We start from the raw sequence: 18,673 nt of genomic DNA, 5'->3' as shown, positions 1-18,673 counted from the left end.
TGATGAAAATGTTGCAATATTGTAATACTTGCCAGCTTTCATCACAAGTTACTGCCTTCATTGATGGGCAAACTGTTTTCGTGTTGTTTGAGTTTATGGTAAAAAAACACGCCAAGAATGAGATTAAGAATACCTGTAATCAAGAACAGTTGCGGCAAATTTAACTTTAAGACAGTCAAAATCACGATGGCAAATATCGCTGAGCCAACCATAAATAAGGCATTAAAAATATTATTTGCCCCAACAATGCGAGAGCGATGGCTGATGGGCGAATAGGCTTGCATGCAGGTGTAGAGTGGTACGATATAGATACCGCCTGCAAATCCTAACAAAAACAGTAAAATAAAGACCGATGACACACCATCAAAAGTCATCAATTCTGATATGCCATAGACGATTTGACTGGCTGGTATTTGTACATGGAGCAAACTGTAATGAAGAGCAACCGCAAAAATCGTCAAACCTGCAATGCCAAAGGGCAAAAGTTTTAAGCTGACTTGGTTTTTGGTGAACATTTTACACACACCAGAGCCAATGGCGATACCGACCGAAAATAGAGTTAAAAGAAAAATCACCACCGACTCATCGCCACGCAAGATGGTTTTGCTGACTTCTGGGGTTTGGGTCAAAAAAGTCGCCCCATAAAACCAATACCAGCTATTACCCATGATGATAAAAAATAGCAAAGGTAAGCTGTATAAGTGCTTGATGATGTCCCAGCTGGTGCTGATGATGTTATGGTTAATGACAAGGTCTTTGGCGTGGCTTTGGGTTTTTGGAATGGCACTGGCTGCCAAATAACCAAATAACGCCACGATGATGGTCACCGCTGCCAGCCAGTATTCAGCAAAGTATAATTGGGTCAAAAGACCTGCCAACATCATGCCTGCCAAAATCGCAAGGCTGGTACTGCTTTGAAACAGACCATTGGCACCGACCAGTTCATCTTTGTGCATCACTTCTGGCAGATAGGCGTATTTGATTGGGCCAAAGAAAGTAGATTGCGTCCCCATAAAAAACAATGCCACAAACAGTAGCCAATAAATCTCATAAAAAAAGCCAACAGCGGCAACAATCATGATGATGATTTCAAGCAGTTTTAGCTGGCGAGTTAGCCAAGATTTTTCGTATTTATCTGCAAGCTGTCCTGCCAATGCTGAAAATAAAAAATACGGCAAAATAAAAAGCATTGCTGCCAGATTGTTAAGCAGACTGACCGACATGTCAAGTTTTGCAGCAGCTGAATAAGTTAATAATAAAATAAGTGCTTGTTTAAAAATATTATCATTAAATGCCCCAAATAGCTGGGTAAAAAACATGGAGCTAAATGCAGGTTTTTTGAATAAGGAGAGTTGGCTTGCCATAAAAAATCATCATAAAAATGCCAATGGCTTGGCTGTCATGGTCTAAATAAAAACAAAGTGTTGGTTATTATCATACTGAATGATGAGCGTGTAATTTGTTACATTTTTTACAAAAGTCATCAAACTTCGTTTGGGTCTGCTATAATAACAGGTATTATTTTTAAGTTTTTTTATTTTTTGTGCAAAAATTGTATCTTTGCTTGCATTACGATGGTCAGGTGTGCTTATGAAATTCAAAAAAATGCTACGCCCAGCATTTAAGCGTTCGTCTTTATGGCTGGCGTGTTCGGCGGTTTTGATTTCTACCGCCACCGCCCAGAACAAAACTGAGCCAAATAAAACCGACCAGTCGGTTCAAAATAATGACATTGCGTTATTAACACCTCAGCAGATTGAGGCACATCTGACCGCTGCCAGAAATGCCATCAATTTGGAGCAGCGTTTGCTTAGTGATTTAAGTAGCGAGCAGACACAGACAGATGGGTTGCCTGAGGAGCAAATCATTTCACGCTTGCACGAAAACAAGATTCCTGTTGGCTTGGATACAGAGCTTGCCCAAGAGATGTCCGTGCAACCGTTGGACAAAGAAAATCTAAATCCTGCTGAATATTTGCTGGATATACAAGCGGCAGAAATGGCGACATTCCCAGCCATCACGCATGATGCCCCAAAGACCGATGGAGCGATTCGCCGTCTGTATAATCGTTTGTTTAATGACGGTGTTGCCAAAGTTCCACGCCTAAAAGCCCGTCTTTATCATGCCAGTCAGCAACAAGGCGATGAGCTGGTAGAAATCAGTCGCAAAACTTTGATGCAAGAGCCATACGCTAACATGAAAGCCGCTTTGGAGGACATCACCCAAGAATCAGTAACTGACTTTAATGGTTCATTACCCAGAATGCGTCAAGCGGTGCAGGCGGCTGCTCGTGCAGTGGGTTATTATTCGGTGGATTTTAGTTTACAAAAACAAAAAGCAGGCGAAGTCAATCTTATCATTCATCAGCTTGGCGACCCTGTCAAGGTAGATAACCGTGTCTTGGAAGTGCGTGGCGATGGGCAGAATAATGCCGATTATCAAGCTGTGGTTAATTCTAATGTTTTACAAGCAGGCGATGTATTTCATCATGGCAAGTATGAAGCCAGTAAGTCCGCCATCGAAACCATCAGTGGTGAGCAGGGTTTTTTGGACGGAAAATGGTTGAACAAATCAGTCGATGTGGTTTTGCCAGACAATATTGCTGATGTCAGTTTGATTTATGACACAGGGGTGCAATATCAGTTTGATGAAGTGGTGTTTTTTACCATTGACCCTGATACGGGTATGCTGACCACCGACCCTGATAAGTTGCCTGTAAAGCCAAAACTATTGAAAAAATTATTAAATTTTCAACTGGGCGATGCTTATAATCGACAGGCGGTACGAGAATTATCCAACAGTTTGTTGGCGACAGGCTATTTTAATGCCGTTAATACCGAGACGATTTATCCTCAAAAAAATCCTGTGGCAGGCGTGGAATTTGATGAAAGCAACAAGCCCAAAGAGAGCGTAACACAGATGGTTGAGCTGGGCGATGGTATCACGGCCGACATTGCTCCGATTGAGTTTAGTGCTTCTGAGGTCATCAAAGACAAACTCAATCTGGTTGCCCAAAAAGCACAGCGATTATATGATTTGCCTGATGATAGACTGCTACCGATTGACCAGACACAAAATCAATCAACCTCACTACTTGGTAAGGTCAGTGATGCCATCAAGCATGTTGCCAAAGTCATCTTGCCAGATGAGAGTAAAGATGTGCTGGATTTGCCAGAAGGGGTTAGTAAGCCTGAACTGGCTGGCAAAAAAACCGCCCAAGCGGTCTATGAGGACAAAAAAGTTCCTTTGTACATTTTTGTGATGTCTGATAAGCCTCGTGATGCTCATATTGGTCTGGGTTGGGGGTCGGACAGTGGCACACGCTTGATTACCAAGTTTGAACATAATCTCATCAATCGCAATGGCTATCAGGCAGGTGCAGAGGTACGCTTATCCGAAGATAAAAAAGGTATTAAGCTGTATGCCAGCAGACCACTTAGTCACCCCATCAATGACAAATTGCAAGCCAGTCTCAGCTATTTTGAGGAGGTGGTGGGTAAATCAACCAATGGATTTGACCTGACAACCAGAACGCTAGAACAAGGCATTGGTCGTAATATCATCAATAAAAATGGCTGGAATCGCAGTTATTCATTGCGTTATCGCTTAGATGAGCTAGAAACCAAAGCAGACCCATCAACTTGGCAGGATTTGCCCGTCAATTTTCGAGATGGCAAGCCAACCCAAGAGGCTTTATTGGCAGGATTTGCATTACATAAGACTGTTGCTGATGACTTGGTCAATCCATTGCGTGGCTATCGCCAAAATTATTCTTTGGAAGTGGGTAGTAAAGAACTCATCAGTGATGCAGATATGGCCATCGTTCAAGCAGGTGTGAGCGGTGTGTATAGTTTTGGGGATAATGCCTACGGCAAGGATAGGGCTCATCAGGTCGTGGCTGGCTTGCAAGGAGGCTATATTTGGACGAATGATTTTGATGCCGTGCCTTATAAGCTGAGATTTTTTGCAGGAGGCGACCAAAGCGTGCGAGGCTATAATCACGGCAGTCTATCGCCTGTATCTGATAAAGGTTACTTGACAGGTGGTCAGGCATTGGCGGTGGGTAGTGTCGAGTACAATTATGAATTGATGAAGGATTTTCGCTTGGCGGTCTTTGGCGATGTGGGCGGTGCTTATGACAAGAAGTTTAGCACGCCAACCAAAGTGGGTGCAGGCGTGGGCATTCGCTGGGCATCTCCTGTGGGGCAGGTGCGTGTCGATGTTGCCACAGGCTTAAAAGAACAAGACACGCAGATTAAGTTGCACTTTTTTATTGGTACACCATTCTAAAAAAGTTTTGATAAATGCACTTATTTGTGTTTTAATGACGGACGATTGATTACCCAAAGATACACCGTCGATATTTTAAAAAATAAAATTAATGTTATTCACAAAAAGGCTTGATTGTTATGGCTAGGCAAGATTCTCATCAGACTCATCACCAGACGGATGTGGCGTCGCCTACCCAAAATAAGCCTAAATGGTTCATTTATTTGATTCGTCTGCTGGTGACGGCATTGGTGGCGATGATTTTGTTGGTGTCGCTACTATTTTATATGGCAGGCACACAGCGTGGTTCGCAATTTTTGTTAGACAAAATTGTCAGCGAAACGGGCATTCATCTAAACTATCAGCAGGGCAATCTGCGAGATGGTGTCTGGGTCAGTGATATTGATATTGATGCTGGCGAAGACATCACGGTTCATGTGGATAAGGCGTATGTTCAGCTTGGCTGGCGAGCGATTTTTTCTCGTCAGGTGCATTTGGTCAATCCACAAATCAACACCATCAAAATCCATAATAAAAAAGCCCCCACAGGCGAGCCGTTTGATTATGCGACCATCGCCACACCTGTCAGTCTATATCTAGACAATGTCAGTATTAAGCACCTTTATTATACCCAAAAAGACGGTACGCCTTTTGAAATGCACAACATTCAAGGCGAAAAAGTAACTTGGACGGATTCTAAGGTTCAAGTCAGCGATACTCAACTTGATTATGGCGATGTGCTAGATGTTCGCCAAGCGAATGGTTGGATTGATTTGTCGGGAGATTATCCCCTAAAACTAGATGCAGACATCAATATTTTAGCATTAGAAAAAGTCTATTTTGACAGATTGTCCGTCAAGGCAGACGGTACGCTAAAACGTACTGTGGGTAAGGTGGCTAGCCGTTATAATGGCTATGAAGTGGCGGGCGAATTTGTGGCTCAGGGTTTGGACGAAGGTTCGCCATTTCACGCAAGTCTTGATTTTGACAAAGTGGTTTTGCCGTACGCCGAAGAACAGCACATCACGCTTAGCAAGGGTAAAATCATCGCCGATGGCGTGGTGTCTGACATTGAGCTTCGCATTGATACTGACCTTGTGGGCAAGGATATTCCTCAGGGTCGTTATCGTGGTCGTGGTATCGTGCGTGATGGCGGTATGGATATTCCATTTTTGCAGGCACACACGCCAAGCGGTGTTCTGACCGCCAACGGCAAGATGCAATGGTCTGATGAGTTTGAGCTTGATGCACACATTACAGGCGATAAATTTAAAATCCGCCAAGTCATGCCAGCAGAGTATGCCGATTATCAGGCTTATTTGCCCGAATATCTGGACGGCAGCCTTAGTATGCGTTACGAACTGCTTAATAAAGCAGGCGATACCAAGTTTGAATTTAAACTTCGTCAAAAAGATGGCGAGCATATCAATGCAACTTTGGCACAGCAGCAAAATCAAGCCAATGCTCCTTGGCGAATCCAAGCCGATTGGCAACATCTAAAACGACATCATGTGCCACAGCTTGATGTGATTGACAGTCGTGCTGGCAATGTCAGTATCCGCCTAGAAGAGGGCAAAACTCACATTCAAGCAACGGCTGATATTGATGAGCTTCATGCCGCTCCAAAAGGTCATTATCAACTCACCGCCAACATTGATAAGGGCGAACGCATTCACATTACAGACCTTGATTATCAAGGGGTGATGGGCGATTTGACTGGCGTGGCTTCGATTGATTTTGCCACCACGCATCAGCCTTTGACTTGGCGAGCAAATCTGCACACCAAAAAACTACTGCCCAATGCTTATCTGGGCGATGATAAAACACCGATTGAGCAACTGACAGGTCGTCTGGTTGCTACAGGCAGAATGCGTGAAGATAAAGGCGTGATGGTGCATGAAGTGCAGCTAAGTGATGGCGATTTATCTGCACGCATCAAGCAAAATAATGAATGGCATAGTGTGCATATTGCGGGTAAGTCAGAGGCAACCCTTCATCTAAAAAACAATGAGTTGCAGCATTTTTCTGCCAGTTTTGTAGGTCAAACACAGCAGTCCATGTTCCCGCAGCTTGATACGGCAAACCTAGACATTCGTGCCAGCGGTAATCTATCCAAACTGACCATTGAGCAGGGTAATGTGGTCAGCAAGCATGGAGATATTCAAGCCACAGGTGAGCTGGATTTGACAGATGGCATTGGTTGGAATATTAAAGCAAAACTTCATAAATTTAACACAAGTAAACTGCTTGATGACCAGCGTTTTGCAGTGCTGATGTCTGGCGATGTCATGAGTACGGGTGTATATCGCAACGAAAAATTGCAGTCAGCGTCAGCACGATTTAATCTTGATGCCAGCGATATACATTCACCAGCTTCGGCACAGACTGTGGGTGTAGCCAGTCTTGATGCCAAGGGGGAGATTTCTTGGGATATTAAGGCGGCACTCAATCAATTTAATACCGCTAAGTTCATTGATGATGAACACCTGCTTGCCGTCGTGTCGGGCAATGTCAGCAGTCGAGGTAGTTTTTATCAGGATAAAATCAGCGAGCTATCCGTTGATTTTGATGGCAATGTCATCAATAAAAATCTACCAGAGGGTAAATTAAAACTGACCGCAACAGGCAAAAATAATCATTTTGTGATTGATAAAATTGAGCATACAGGCGTGGCAGGTGATTTGCAGGTGTCAGGCTGGGTAGATGTATCCAAAGGTGTTGCTTGGGATATTCAGGCTCGATTGGCAGGATTTAATGCAGGTAAATTTGTTAAAAATTTAAACAGTCAATTAACAGGTGTACTAAATAGTCGTGGACATTGGCAGGAGCATAACCAAAAAATCATCATCGATAAGATGGACATTCAGGGTATGCTTAATGGTCAGCCCATGTCAGCAAAGGGGCTGTTCATTGCCGAGCTGTCGTTACCAAAAGACATCAATGCTTATTTAGATAATCTAAAAAAATCCGCCAGCAAAGCCAATACCAGACAAGGCATTTTGGCGTTGCGTGGACAGCTTGATCGCAATGCTCGTCAGATACAAAGCATCATTCATACGATTCGAGCGGATAATCTGCACATCAAGCTGGGCGATAATCAGCTAAAAATGCATGGCAATGATGAGCAAATCATCACCAGCATTAACATCACTGATTTGGGTCAGATTATTGACAAAACTCGTGGTGTGATTCAAGGTGGTCTGATTATCATCAATGACGGTCAAGCACTACCAACCTTGTATGTGGACATGAATTTGTCACAGATTCGTACACCAAGTTTGGTTGTTCAAGAGGCTCAGGCGATTGGCAAAATTGTCAATTTGGGCAATGAAGTCAGTCAGTTGTTGGTGCAGGGCAGTGACATCATTGTGATGGGCAAGGTCATCAAGTCAGCTCGTATTGACTTTGCAGGTACGCAGGATAATCATATTTTGACCGCCAGCACAAAAAATGCCGACATTGAGGCACAAACCACCGTTCAAGGTTCATTCCACCAAAAAACCATGCGATACAGTGGTGTACTAAGAGATAGTCGTGTATCAAGCAAGTTTGGTGTGCTTGCCCAAAAACAACCGACCGAGTTTTCGTATGGGCTTAATGATAATAGCGTCCAGCTTGCTGCACATTGTTGGCAGACTGGCAAAAATATCTATGATGGTCAAGGCGTACTATGCCTACAAGACACTTTGGTGCTGTCGCCAAATCAGGGTAATGTCAATCTGGTCGTCCAAAATCTAGATACGCAGATTTTTTCGGCAGCACTGCCTGGCGATATTCAGTGGTATTCATTGCTTAATGGTCGTGCCAAAGTGCAATGGCAACAAGGCAAAACTCCTACGGTAGATGCGGTGCTGTATTCTGATGATGGACGGATTGGGCTAAATCAAGATGATACAGGCTATGTGGAGATGCCTTATAAGCAAGTGTCATTTTTTGCCAAAAGCGTGCCTGCTGGGTTGCAGATTCATACCGATGTGGCGGGTGTGGCAGGGGTTGGTTATGCAGACATCACGCTAAATCCTTATCAGGACAGCAAGCCAATCACAGGCGATTTGATGCTTAGTCAGATGAATTTGGCGGTATTGCGTCCATTTTTCCCAAGTCTGCAAACTTTGACGGGCAAAATTGATGTTGCTGGTAAATTAGGCGGTACGCTCAGACAGCCGTTATTTCATGGTCAGGCAAATTTGTCAGATGGTGCTTTGGCGATTGCAGGCGTGCCGATGGCATTACAAAATATCCAAGCAGCTGCCCAAATTGATGGCAATCACGCCTTATTGTCAGGCGAATTTGATGCTGGACAAGGTCGGGGTGTGCTGACTGGCGAGCTTGATTGGCAAAAAGACATTCAGGCAAAAATGAGTATCACAGGTCAGGAGCTGGAAGTTAATAAGCTGCCAATCGTTACTGCAAAAATCAACCCTGATTTTGAAATTATTGTCCGTCCAATGCAAAAATATGTGGATATTCAGGGCGTGGTCAGTATTCCACAGGCGATTTTGCGTCCGCCTGAGACAACCGCTCAGATTGTTGGCGAATCCGAAGATGTATCGGTACTTGACCGTCGTTTGGGTGGCAATGTGGATAAGATTTTGGCGGTGGTTGAGCCTTGGAGTATTAACGCCAATATCGGTGTTGATTTGGGCAATCAGGTGGAATTTCGTGGTTTTGGGGCAAAATTACCATTGGCAGGTGCATTGCATCTAACCCAAGTGGGGCGTGGCGTGATGCAAGCTCGTGGTGTTGTTCAGGTATCAGAACGCACCAAGATTGATGGTATTGGTCAGAATTTGGAGCTAAATTATGCTCAAATTCGCTTCAATCGAGATTTGCTCAACCCACAATTATCCATCGAGGGCGAAAAACAAATCGAAGGTCAGACCATTGGGGTGCGTATTCGTGGTACGGCATCTAGCCCTGTGATTACGGTATTTAATGACGCAGGATTGACTGAGCAGCAAGCAATGAATGCCTTGGTGACGGGTCGATTAAGCCAGTCAGCAGACGCTCAGATTACCGAGCAGGGTTTTCGCTCACAGGTCACCAATCAGTTGGCAGCAGCAGGGCTAAGTTTTGGCTTGTCAGGCACTCGCAATTTGACCAATCAGATTGGACAAGCATTGGGACTACAAAGTTTGACACTTGACGCATCAGGCAGTGCTTCTGACACCAATGTGAATGTGACAGGCTATATCACACCTGATTTGTACATTCGCTATGGCATTGGGGTGTTTAATGCTGAATCATCACTGTCGATGCGTTATCAACTGACTCGCCGAGTGTTCATCGAGGCAACCAGTGCGACCGAAAATTTGGTTGATGTCATCTATCGCTGGAAGTTTTAATCTTTCATTGATGATGTCAGGCTTGTTTTATCGATACCAAAAAGCACCGCCAGATGATGACGGTGCTTTTTGGCTTTGGAGAAATTAAGAGATAAAATCCATGAATCACTTGGTTAAAATCAAGCGATTGTTGCGAGTTAGGCGAAGGCGATACTCCTCCCCTTGGTGTTCAATTCTTACTTCCTTGGTCATCGCAAATAGATTTTGAGAGTATAGTGTTGGCAAACGAACACTATCACGGTTGCTAAAATAGCGAGCGATGGTCATAGTCATGGCGATTTTCCTTCTGTTGGCGGGTAACGGGTTTTTTCCCGAGCCGCATTGGCTTAAACTAAAACTTTAAATGAACACACTGCGTCTATGGACGCAAGAAAATGATAATGATTGTTTGGCTGGTATCTTGTTTGCTAGAATGATACTTGTTACTAAACAATAATAATTATCATTTGTTGTTATGATAGCAAATTTTTCAAAGATTGCAAATACAAAATGCAAAATTTGATAAAATTGGTCAACTTTTAGATAAACGGTATATTTTTTATGATAAACGGTATAAATCAAACCCAGCATGCAGTCAATTTTGACAAAAAAATCATCGAAGTGGCGGTGGCGGTCTTGCGATATGGCGATGAATTTTTATTGGCAAGGCGTGCATTGCATCAACATCAAGGTGGTAAACTGGAATTTGTTGGTGGTAAGATAGACGCAGGCGAGTCATTTTTTGATGCTGTGATTCGAGAGGTCATGGAGGAGTTGGGTCTATCTTTAAAAACCGACCAGCTGGTTTTTATGGGGGAGATTGAGCATCATTATGATGACAAATCCGTGCGATTGCATATTTGTCAAGCGATGATGAATGATGAGCAATATGCAGCTTTTGCCAATCGCCAAGTGGGACAAGAAGGACAGGCGTTGCTGTGGCTGTCAAAAGATACCTTGTTAGCCAGTCAAGATGCGTTGCCAGAGGCCAATGCGGCAATTTTGACTTGGTTGGCAGATGAGCGGGCACACGCATGATAAAAGATGATGGACGGTGGGCTGTCTGATTTATATATTCATATAAAAAATATGTATATTTTTCAAATGAATTACGATTGCCAAAATGCAATTTTTGATTTACAATTTGAAAAAGTTAGGCGTTACTTTTGTGTTCCACTCATAAAATAAAGGAAAATCTTATGACAGTTTTTGCCAATCATCTATCAAGCCGTAAGGTTCAAGAAACAGATGCTGCTGCGTTGATTGCCGCATTGAGCTTGTTGGCTGCCAAAGAAGTGCAAATCTCATTTTTTGGTCAGCGTGTGGCATTATCAGTGGCTCAAATTTTGGCATTGCATGATATGCACGGTGTGGCGATTGCTGACACGCTAAAACTTGCCCAAGCATTGGTTGAATCAGGCATTAGCACCGCCCGTATCGATTTGGGTCAGGCGGTTAAGGCTGGCAAGACAGCAGCTGATTTTAAGGCGGGTGTTGCACCAGCTACTGATGTGGTGTTGTATGGTTTTGGTCGTATCGGTCGTATTTTGGCACGCCTATTGATGAGTCGCCCAGCCTCTGAAACTGGCTTGCAGCTAAAAGCAATTGTCGTGCGTCCAGCAGGTGAAGGCGACCTTGCCAAGCGTGCCAGTTTGTTAGAAAGAGACTCAGTACACGGCTGGTTTGATGGCAGTGTGAGCGTTGATGAAGCCAATAATGGTATCATCGCTAATGGTCGCTTTATCCAAATGATTTATGCCGCCGACCCAAGTGAAGTGGATTATACAGCTTATGGCATCAATAACGCCATTGTGATTGACAACACAGGCAAATGGAAAGATGAAGCAGGTCTAGGCAAGCATTTGGCAAGCAAAGGTGTGGCAAAAGTATTATTGACCGCCCCAGCCAAAGGCGAAGTGAAAAACATCGTGTATGGCGTGAACCATCAAACCATTGGCGATGACACCATCGTATCAGCAGCAAGCTGTACCACTAACGCCATCACACCAACCCTAAAAGTGCTACACGATGAGTATGGCATCATCAACGGTCATATGGAAACGGTGCACGCCTTTACCAATGACCAAAATCTGGTGGACAACCATCATAAAGCAGACCGTCGTGGTCGTGCTGCACCACTAAACATGGTTATGACCAGCACAGGTGCAGCTTCTGCGGTGGCAAAAGCCATTCCTGAGCTAAAAGGTAAGCTGTCTGGCAACGCCATTCGTGTACCAACACCAAATGTGTCTTTGGCGATTTTAAACCTAAACTTCGAAAAAGCAGTTGGTTCAGCCGAAGCCTTGAATGCGTTCATCAAGCAAGCCAGCCAAAGTTTGCAATGGCAAGAGCAGATTGATTATTCAGACTCGCCAGAAGCGGTATCGACTGATTTTGTGGGTTCTGAGAAAGTGGCTATTTTTGATGCCAAAGCCACCATCGCTACTGATAATCGTGCCACTTTGTATGTGTGGTATGATAATGAGATGGGTTATAGCACACAGGTTATCCGTGTTACCGAAGAGATGGCAGGTATCCGCTACTAAACCAACTTGTTCTAACAAAAACACGCTCAATAGGGCGTGTTTTTTATCAGCTAAACCTTTATTGCTAATACGGTGAGCTCTACCATCTAAAATAGGGTGTTCACCAACAACAGCAATACCATTGGCTTTAAGGTATTCTGCAAATGACTCTTGTGGAGTGGGGATGTTTGGTCTATTTAGCCATTGTTTTACAGCTGGATTGTCAGCTTCTTTGGCATACCAAACTTTATGTGTAATATCAAAAGCAACCACGCCCTGAGCTTTTAGCTCTTGCAGTTGTTGGATGTCTTCAGGGGTGGTGTATAGGTAGATTTTGTTTTGTTGATTGGTTGGTGTTTTCGTGTTTTTCTCTTGTTCAGAAGTCAGCCATTTTTCAAATTTATTTAAATCAAGACCTGCTGGTACATACCAAGACTTATTGGTATTGTCCCATTTTGCCCCTAGTGATTTGGCTTGGTCTTTCTCGGTATAGGGGCAGTTGATATAGGTGTTTTGAGTGCTTAAATTAGGTTTGGTTTGGCTGTTTGTAATGTGGGTATGTGCTTGGCTAACAGGGCTTGAACTTCTTCCCTGCTGGGTGTGGCTTTCTTGGCGACTTCCTGACGAAATTTCTCGTCTGTTGCCATTCTCTTGTGTCCCTCGATGGTGCGATCTATCCAAGCTTGAAATGAGTTGTTTTGCTCGTTCATCTGAACCTGCTGATTGTTTGAAGCATTCATAATTAATTTTTCCCTGTGAATAGTGGTTGATAAGATGATTTTCCAGTCGCTTTGCAATTTCAGCTTCTGCACCTTGTGATTTTAGCACATCTAAATGTTGCCAGCCAGTATATTTTATAGTGTTTTTGTTACCGTCTGGTTTATCAACGATATGCAATTCTACTTTATCACCAAACTTATCATGTATGGCTTTTAAGCCGTCATAAGTATTGCCTTGGATGCGTGCCATTGTAGATATTGGAGCACCACGCCCATCATTGGGATCATAGTATCTTTTAAAGGTGTTTTCTAAGGCTTGTTCAGGCAATGGATTAACCGCAACAATTTTAACTTTTAAATTGTTATCTAAGGCTTGTTGTATTTTTTGTATGGGTGCATTACTAATATGAGCATTGGCTAGTTGCCCTTCAAAAACTACTTTGGTTGTTTCATCTAAGCCGTCATTATTCATTACCGATGAAGTTTTACCAGCCCCTGGGCTACCTGTTAAAAATACGACTGTATCACGTCCATCTATAACTGGCTCGTTAATCATTTGCTCAAAATGTAAGGCGGATAATGTGGCTGCCGAATTGTGTACGGCGTTATTAAATTGGTTGCGATGAGCTGGCGATCGATTAAAATCCTCAAACACTTCTTTCATCATATCAGAAGCGATATAGCGACCGTTAAAAGTAGAACTCATTTCTGTATAAATTTTAATTAGTTCTTGTGGGTGCTGTTTAGCTAACGCCATAACTCTATCTTGTACTTCTTTGGAGGCTGGGTCATCGCTAAAATCTTTGGCAATAATATTAAGGGGATTGTTTTCTTGGTTTTCCATAATTGGCTCTAAACTTTCCTTTGTCTTTTCAGCACCAATAACTGCCAGCGTGTCAGCGCGGATAATTTGTTCATGCTCTAAGATTTGGTCTGCAATTTTTTGTAGATATTCATCATGTTGTTTATGCACCACATATCCTAAGTCAGCTTTAATTGCATCAAAATTTCTTTGTTTAATATCTTGGCTGGATAATTCATAGGTTTTACCATTGATTTTGATAGAATACAGATGACTGGCTTCATCTTGGATGCTGTCATACGATACCTGCACATCATCGACTTTCTGCCAGTCTTGGCGATCGATTTCGTGATAAATGGACATTTTGGCATAATTGATTAGCCCGCCAAATTGATAATAGGTGCTATTTTTTTTCAAAAGAATAATTTAGTCCTTCAAGATGCCGCTTGGCAATTTCCAATTCATCAAAGGTTGGGGCTGTTTCTTTTTGAGCCTTATCATGGACGCTTTGAATATCTTCATAGATAACCTGTGCAAATGCAGACAGCTCTTTATTTGGAGCGTTATCAATCTTGGCTTGGATTTCTGTGGCAATTTGTAAAAATTGCTCGATGCGTTCTTTGTCAAGATTTGCTTGCAAAATATATTGACTTAAATCTTTCTCTGTTTTATAATCTTGGGAAAGGTTAGAAGTATCTGATGTAAAATCCCACGGCAATTGAAGCCTTTCGGTATTCAGAAATTTCTGACCTTTTTCTGTATTGATATACAGTAAATTTTCTGTAAAATCTTTGACAAGCTGATTTTGTGAACGCCCATAGATGCTGCCAATATTGATAATATCAATTTCATCTTTGCCAGCATTGACATTGAAAATCACAGCGATTGGCGAATTTTCACCAGTGGTTGCTTTTTGCTCATGCTGTTCTGTTAAAGTCAAATAAGAATTATCCCTTGTGGAAGATTTAAATACAGCAATTGGATTGTGTATCTCACTTGGGATTTTTCGCAAAGTGTCAGGCGTTACATTGTGTGGCGTTTCGTATTTACCATCAGGAATGCCAAGATGGATTGCCATTACCTTTTCAAGGTGTTGTTCCTTTATTCTAACCTTTGTATCAGGCACACCCAAGATTTTCAGCACATCAGGTGTTCTTCCCATAGGTACATAGCCACGCCCGTAACTGCCACCAATTACTTTGTCAATGCTGGAATTAAATCTAATAATATCTTTTGTATAATCCTGCAAGATTTTTTTAACATTATCCTCAATAATTTTAGCATGGTAATCTTTGTCAAGATTTGCTTTCAAAATATATTGACTTAAATCTTTCTCTGTTTTATAATGATGCAAAAGGTCGGCATTAGATAGCGAGGGGGGTAATTGATACCCGAAGCTATCAATAAATTGTTGACCTTTTTTGCTATCCCAATACAGCACATTATTCAAGTCTCTTTCAATTTGGCTTTGTCTTCTGCCATATACTGAATTAATTTCTATACTGTCTTCTTTTTGAGCGACAGACAAGACAGCAATAACAGGCTTATCTTTCCCATTTTCTTTTTCGATCAGTTCAGTCAGAACCAAATAAGCGTTTGGATTACTGGATGTCTGTGCTGATTTCATTACCGCAATAGGTCTTTCAAGCTGACTTGGAATTGCTTTTATATCATCTGCGGTTATATTGTGTTTTCTGATAGCGTCTTTTAATACGGTTTTTCTATGAATATACACAGGCAAATCTTGCACCCCTAGCATTTGCAAAACTTGTGGCGTTCTACCCACCCAAATTTTGGCACTCTCTAGTGGCTTGCCTTGTATGGCGTTATCAATACTGTTTGAGTAAGTATTGTCCTGATTTTGTGCATCCAATGCAAAAGGCTGGTTTTCTTTTGTCTTTTCAGCTTCTGTAACAGCCAAAGTATCAGCGTGGATAATCTGTTCAGGCTCATAGTGAGTTGGTATAAATTCTTTATCCACTTCTTTGAGTGTGTCAAAAACGGCATTATACGCCTTACCAAGTGGTTCTAATTCTTCCGCTTTGGGGTAGGGATAAGCGTCCAAGTTCTTTTGCCAGTCTTTTTCAGCTTTGATATTTACCAAGAAATCATTTTTAATCCCCATTTTAGATAGGGTGTGTTGGATATGTCCTTCAAATGCCCTAGCGGTCATTTCCACATCGGTTGCAAAGTAGGGCTGACTGCGGTATGCGTCTGCTTTGAGCGAGCGGCTGTATAATTCCGATTTGTGAATATCTTTAACTAATTCACGGACTGAGGCGATAAGCTCTTGGTGTCGTGCGGTGCTGTTGGCGTTTAAATGGCGTGTTAGTAGGTCATCGCCATTTTTCATATAGTGGTCTAGGGCGTGCCACCATTCATGTGCCAGAGAGCCAGCACCCCTTGTTTTAGTAAGGTTAATAACCTGTTCGCCACGCTCATAATGAGCAGAAGCCCAACCACTCCCCCTTGCACCAAAGGCAATGCCAAGCGTGCCATCGTGGAAATTGGAGCACCACGCCCATCATTAGGGTCATAGTATTTTTAAAGGTATTTTCTAAGGTTTGTTTGGGTAATAGATTAACTGCGGTAACCTGAATTTTATCAATGTCATTGCCATCTCGTGCAAATTCAAAAACTGTGCTACAATAGACGATAATTTAATCAAAATTTAGAGTAAATAGATTATGCGTTTTATTGATGAGGCGGTGATTAGCGTTAAAGCAGGCGATGGTGGTAATGGTATTGTCAGTTTTCGCCGTGAAAAATTTGTCCCCAAAGGTGGTCCTGATGGTGGCGATGGCGGCAAAGGTGGCGATATTTACGCCATTGCTGATGATAACACCAATACTTTGGTGGACTATCGTTATACTCGTAAATTTGAAGCCAAGCGAGGCGAGAATGGTGGTAGTAAAAACTGCTCAGGTAAAGGGGCAGATGATGTCTATTTGTCTGTACCGATTGGCACAACCATCATTGATACCGACCTTGATTTGGTGATTGGCGATTTAACCCAAAAAGGTCAAAAAATCTTGATTGCCAAAGGTGGGGATGGTGGATTTGGTAATACTCGCTTTAAATCCAGCACAAACCAAGCCCCAAGAAAAGCAACACCAGGTTTTGCTGGCGAGATGAAAAACATCAAACTAGAACTTAAAGTGGTGGCTGATGTGGGATTGATTGGCTTGCCTAACGCAGGTAAATCAACTTTTATTCGCCAAGTGTCAGCAGCACGCCCAAAAGTGGCTGATTATCCATTTACCACGCTTGTGCCTAACTTGGGTGTGGTCGATGTGGGTACGCACCAATCCTTTGTGATGGCAGATATTCCAGGCTTGATTGAGGGTGCATCTGATGGGGCAGGCTTGGGCATTCGGTTTTTAAAACATGTGGCTCGTACTCGCCGTTTGCTACACATCATTGATGTGCAGCCGATTGATGGCAGCGACCCTGTGGACAATGCCAAGATTATTCTTAATGAGCTTGCCAAGTTTTCTCATGAATTATCACAGTTGCCACAGATTTTGGTATTAAATAAAATCGACCAACTGCACGATGAGGAGCAAGATGAAGTTTGTAATGACATCATTGCACGCTTGGGCTGGACAGGCGAGGTGTTTCGCACTTCAACATTGACAGGCGATGGTGTAGAAGCGGTCAAATTTCATCTAATGAGTGCCATCGAAGAAGAGCAAGAGCGAGAGCTTGAAGACCCAGAATTTGCCAATGAACGAGCTGCCAGATTCTGCCGTCTTGAAGAAGAAGTGCGTCATAATACCGAAATCCAAAAAGAGGCTTATCGTGCGATGCGTAAAGCTCAAAGAGAGGGCATCGTGGACGATGAGGACGATTTTGACGAAGATGATTATGATGTGGCGGTCGAGTACGCACCATATTGATTTTGTGAACAGATTGAGAGTTTTGTGATGACAAACCAGCAATTTCCAGCCCTAAAAAATGATCGCTTGTTGCGTGCTATCGCTTTTGAGCCAGTGGACACCACGCCTGTTTGGATGATGAGACAGGCAGGTCGCTATTTACCAGAATACAAAGAAGTGCGAGCATTGGCGGGCGACTTTCTAAGTCTATGCAAAGACACCGATAAAGCAACAGAGGTGACCTTGCAGCCGTTGCGTCGTTTTGAGCTTGATGCAGCGATTTTGTTTAGTGATATTTTGACCATTCCAGATGCTTTTGATTTGGGTTTGTATTTTGAAGCTGGCGAAGGTCCTAAGCTATCTAAGACGGTGCGTAGCGAACAAGACATTGCCAATCTACCAAAAATTGACATGAATTCATCGCTTGACTATGTGATGAAAGCGGTCAGTAGCATTCGCATGGCACTAAATGGACAAGTGCCGCTGTTTGGTTTTTCAGGTTCGCCTTGGACTTTGGCAACCTATATGGTTGAGGGCGGTTCTAGTCGTGAATTTCGTCACACCAAGCAAATGATGTATCAAACACCAGAACTGCTGCATGCTTTATTGGGCAAGATTAGCGAGGCAGTGATTGATTATCTGGACGCACAAATCCTTGCTGGTGCTCAGATTGTGCAGATTTTTGACAGTTGGGGTGGGGCATTGGGACATCGTCAATTTGCCAAGTTTAGCCATGCTTACAATCGTCAGATTGTCGCTGCCTTAAAACAAAAGCACCCAAGCATTCCTGTGGTGCTGTTTACCAAAGGTGGTGGTTTGTGGCTAGATATTCAGGCAGACAGTCAGGCTGATGTATTGGGTCTGGATTGGACGATGCCACTGGATAAGGCACGACATACTTTGCATGCTCTAAATGCCAAAAAAGCCCTGCAAGGCAACCTAGACCCCGCCACCATTTATGGCAGTCCACAAAGTATCAAGCAAGAGGTTGAGCGAATGCTTGATGATGCGTATGTGCTTGACAAGACAGGATACATCGCCAATTTTGGACATGGCATCACGCAATGGTCGAATCCAGACCATGCCAAAGCCTTTATTGATGCGGTGCATGAATATCAATTATAAAAAATATGACCCCCTGATATTTTTTGGGGGG

At 43.0% G+C, this 18,673-nt stretch carries 9 protein-coding genes and 1 pseudogene; 6 read left to right on the top strand and 4 right to left on the bottom strand.

The window, feature by feature from the left end:
• Positions 1-41: 41 nt before the first annotated feature.
• Positions 42-1,364, bottom strand: a complete 1,323-nt coding sequence (locus tag LU297_RS01255) for an MFS transporter (protein WP_263076611.1) — start codon at positions 1,362-1,364, stop codon at positions 42-44.
• A 226-nt stretch (positions 1,365-1,590) separates the two neighbouring features.
• On the opposite strand from LU297_RS01255, the gene LU297_RS01250 reads away from it, so the two are divergent.
• Positions 1,591-4,290 (top strand): autotransporter assembly complex protein TamA, encoded by a 2,700-nt coding sequence (locus tag LU297_RS01250; protein ID WP_263076610.1) that lies wholly within the window; start codon positions 1,591-1,593, stop codon positions 4,288-4,290.
• Positions 4,291-4,409: 119 nt separating this feature from the next.
• Complete coding sequence (locus LU297_RS01245; RefSeq protein ID WP_263076609.1) at positions 4,410-9,614, top strand: translocation/assembly module TamB domain-containing protein; 5,205 nt, start codon at positions 4,410-4,412, stop codon at positions 9,612-9,614.
• A 105-nt stretch (positions 9,615-9,719) separates the two neighbouring features.
• Here LU297_RS01245 and hemP read toward each other — a convergent pair whose 3' ends face one another.
• Complete coding sequence (gene hemP, locus LU297_RS01240; RefSeq protein ID WP_263077299.1) at positions 9,720-9,881, bottom strand: hemin uptake protein HemP; 162 nt, start codon at positions 9,879-9,881, stop codon at positions 9,720-9,722.
• Positions 9,882-10,154: 273 nt separating this feature from the next.
• Here hemP and LU297_RS01235 point away from each other — a divergent pair, with 273 nt between their 5' ends.
• Together LU297_RS01235 and LU297_RS01230 are read left to right on the top strand one after the other, a co-directional pair.
• A complete protein-coding gene (locus tag LU297_RS01235) occupies positions 10,155-10,631 on the top strand; it encodes an NUDIX domain-containing protein (RefSeq protein ID WP_263076608.1) in 477 nt (158 codons plus the stop codon).
• A 161-nt stretch (positions 10,632-10,792) separates the two neighbouring features.
• Complete coding sequence (locus LU297_RS01230) at positions 10,793-12,139, top strand: glyceraldehyde-3-phosphate dehydrogenase (RefSeq protein WP_263076607.1); 1,347 nt, start codon at positions 10,793-10,795, stop codon at positions 12,137-12,139.
• Positions 12,140-12,514: 375 nt separating this feature from the next.
• Here the strand turns inward: LU297_RS01230 and LU297_RS01225 are convergent.
• Both LU297_RS01225 and LU297_RS01220 read right to left on the bottom strand, forming a co-directional pair.
• Positions 12,515-13,087, bottom strand: a pseudogene (locus LU297_RS01225) (DUF5710 domain-containing protein); the annotation flags it as partial.
• A gap of 955 nt (positions 13,088-14,042) precedes the next feature.
• The gene (locus LU297_RS01220) at positions 14,043-15,992 is read right to left on the bottom strand and encodes a MuF-C-terminal domain-containing protein (protein WP_263076606.1); all 1,950 of its coding nucleotides are present in this window, start codon (positions 15,990-15,992) and stop codon (positions 14,043-14,045) included.
• Positions 15,993-16,326: 334 nt separating this feature from the next.
• Between LU297_RS01220 and cgtA the strand changes: the two genes are divergently transcribed.
• Both cgtA and hemE read left to right on the top strand, forming a co-directional pair.
• Positions 16,327-17,538, top strand: coding sequence for an Obg family GTPase CgtA (gene cgtA / locus LU297_RS01215; RefSeq protein ID WP_263076605.1), 1,212 nt, complete (start codon positions 16,327-16,329; stop codon positions 17,536-17,538).
• A gap of 27 nt (positions 17,539-17,565) precedes the next feature.
• Complete coding sequence (gene hemE / locus LU297_RS01210) at positions 17,566-18,642, top strand: uroporphyrinogen decarboxylase (RefSeq protein WP_263076604.1); 1,077 nt, start codon at positions 17,566-17,568, stop codon at positions 18,640-18,642.
• The last annotated feature ends 31 nt before the right edge of the window (positions 18,643-18,673 follow it).

Source organism: Moraxella nasicaprae (assembly GCF_025643275.1).
GTDB classification, from domain to species: domain Bacteria; phylum Pseudomonadota; class Gammaproteobacteria; order Pseudomonadales; family Moraxellaceae; genus Moraxella; species Moraxella nasicaprae.
This window is presented reverse-complemented; position numbering and strand designations above follow the sequence as displayed.

Excerpts from the sequence above, each read along its gene's own strand:
- LU297_RS01255 (WP_263076611.1), bottom strand. The coding sequence starts at position 1,364 with ATGGCAAGCCAACTCTCCTTATTCAAAAAACCTGCATTTAGCTCCATG.
- LU297_RS01250 (WP_263076610.1), top strand. The coding sequence starts at position 1,591 with ATGAAATTCAAAAAAATGCTACGCCCAGCATTTAAGCGTTCGTCTTTA.
- LU297_RS01245 (WP_263076609.1), top strand. The coding sequence starts at position 4,410 with ATGGCTAGGCAAGATTCTCATCAGACTCATCACCAGACGGATGTGGCG.
- hemP (WP_263077299.1), bottom strand. The coding sequence starts at position 9,881 with ATGACCATCGCTCGCTATTTTAGCAACCGTGATAGTGTTCGTTTGCCA.
- LU297_RS01235 (WP_263076608.1), top strand. The coding sequence starts at position 10,155 with ATGATAAACGGTATAAATCAAACCCAGCATGCAGTCAATTTTGACAAA.
- LU297_RS01230 (WP_263076607.1), top strand. The coding sequence starts at position 10,793 with ATGACAGTTTTTGCCAATCATCTATCAAGCCGTAAGGTTCAAGAAACA.
- LU297_RS01220 (WP_263076606.1), bottom strand. The coding sequence starts at position 15,992 with ATGAAAAATGGCGATGACCTACTAACACGCCATTTAAACGCCAACAGC.
- cgtA (WP_263076605.1), top strand. The coding sequence starts at position 16,327 with ATGCGTTTTATTGATGAGGCGGTGATTAGCGTTAAAGCAGGCGATGGT.
- hemE (WP_263076604.1), top strand. The coding sequence starts at position 17,566 with ATGACAAACCAGCAATTTCCAGCCCTAAAAAATGATCGCTTGTTGCGT.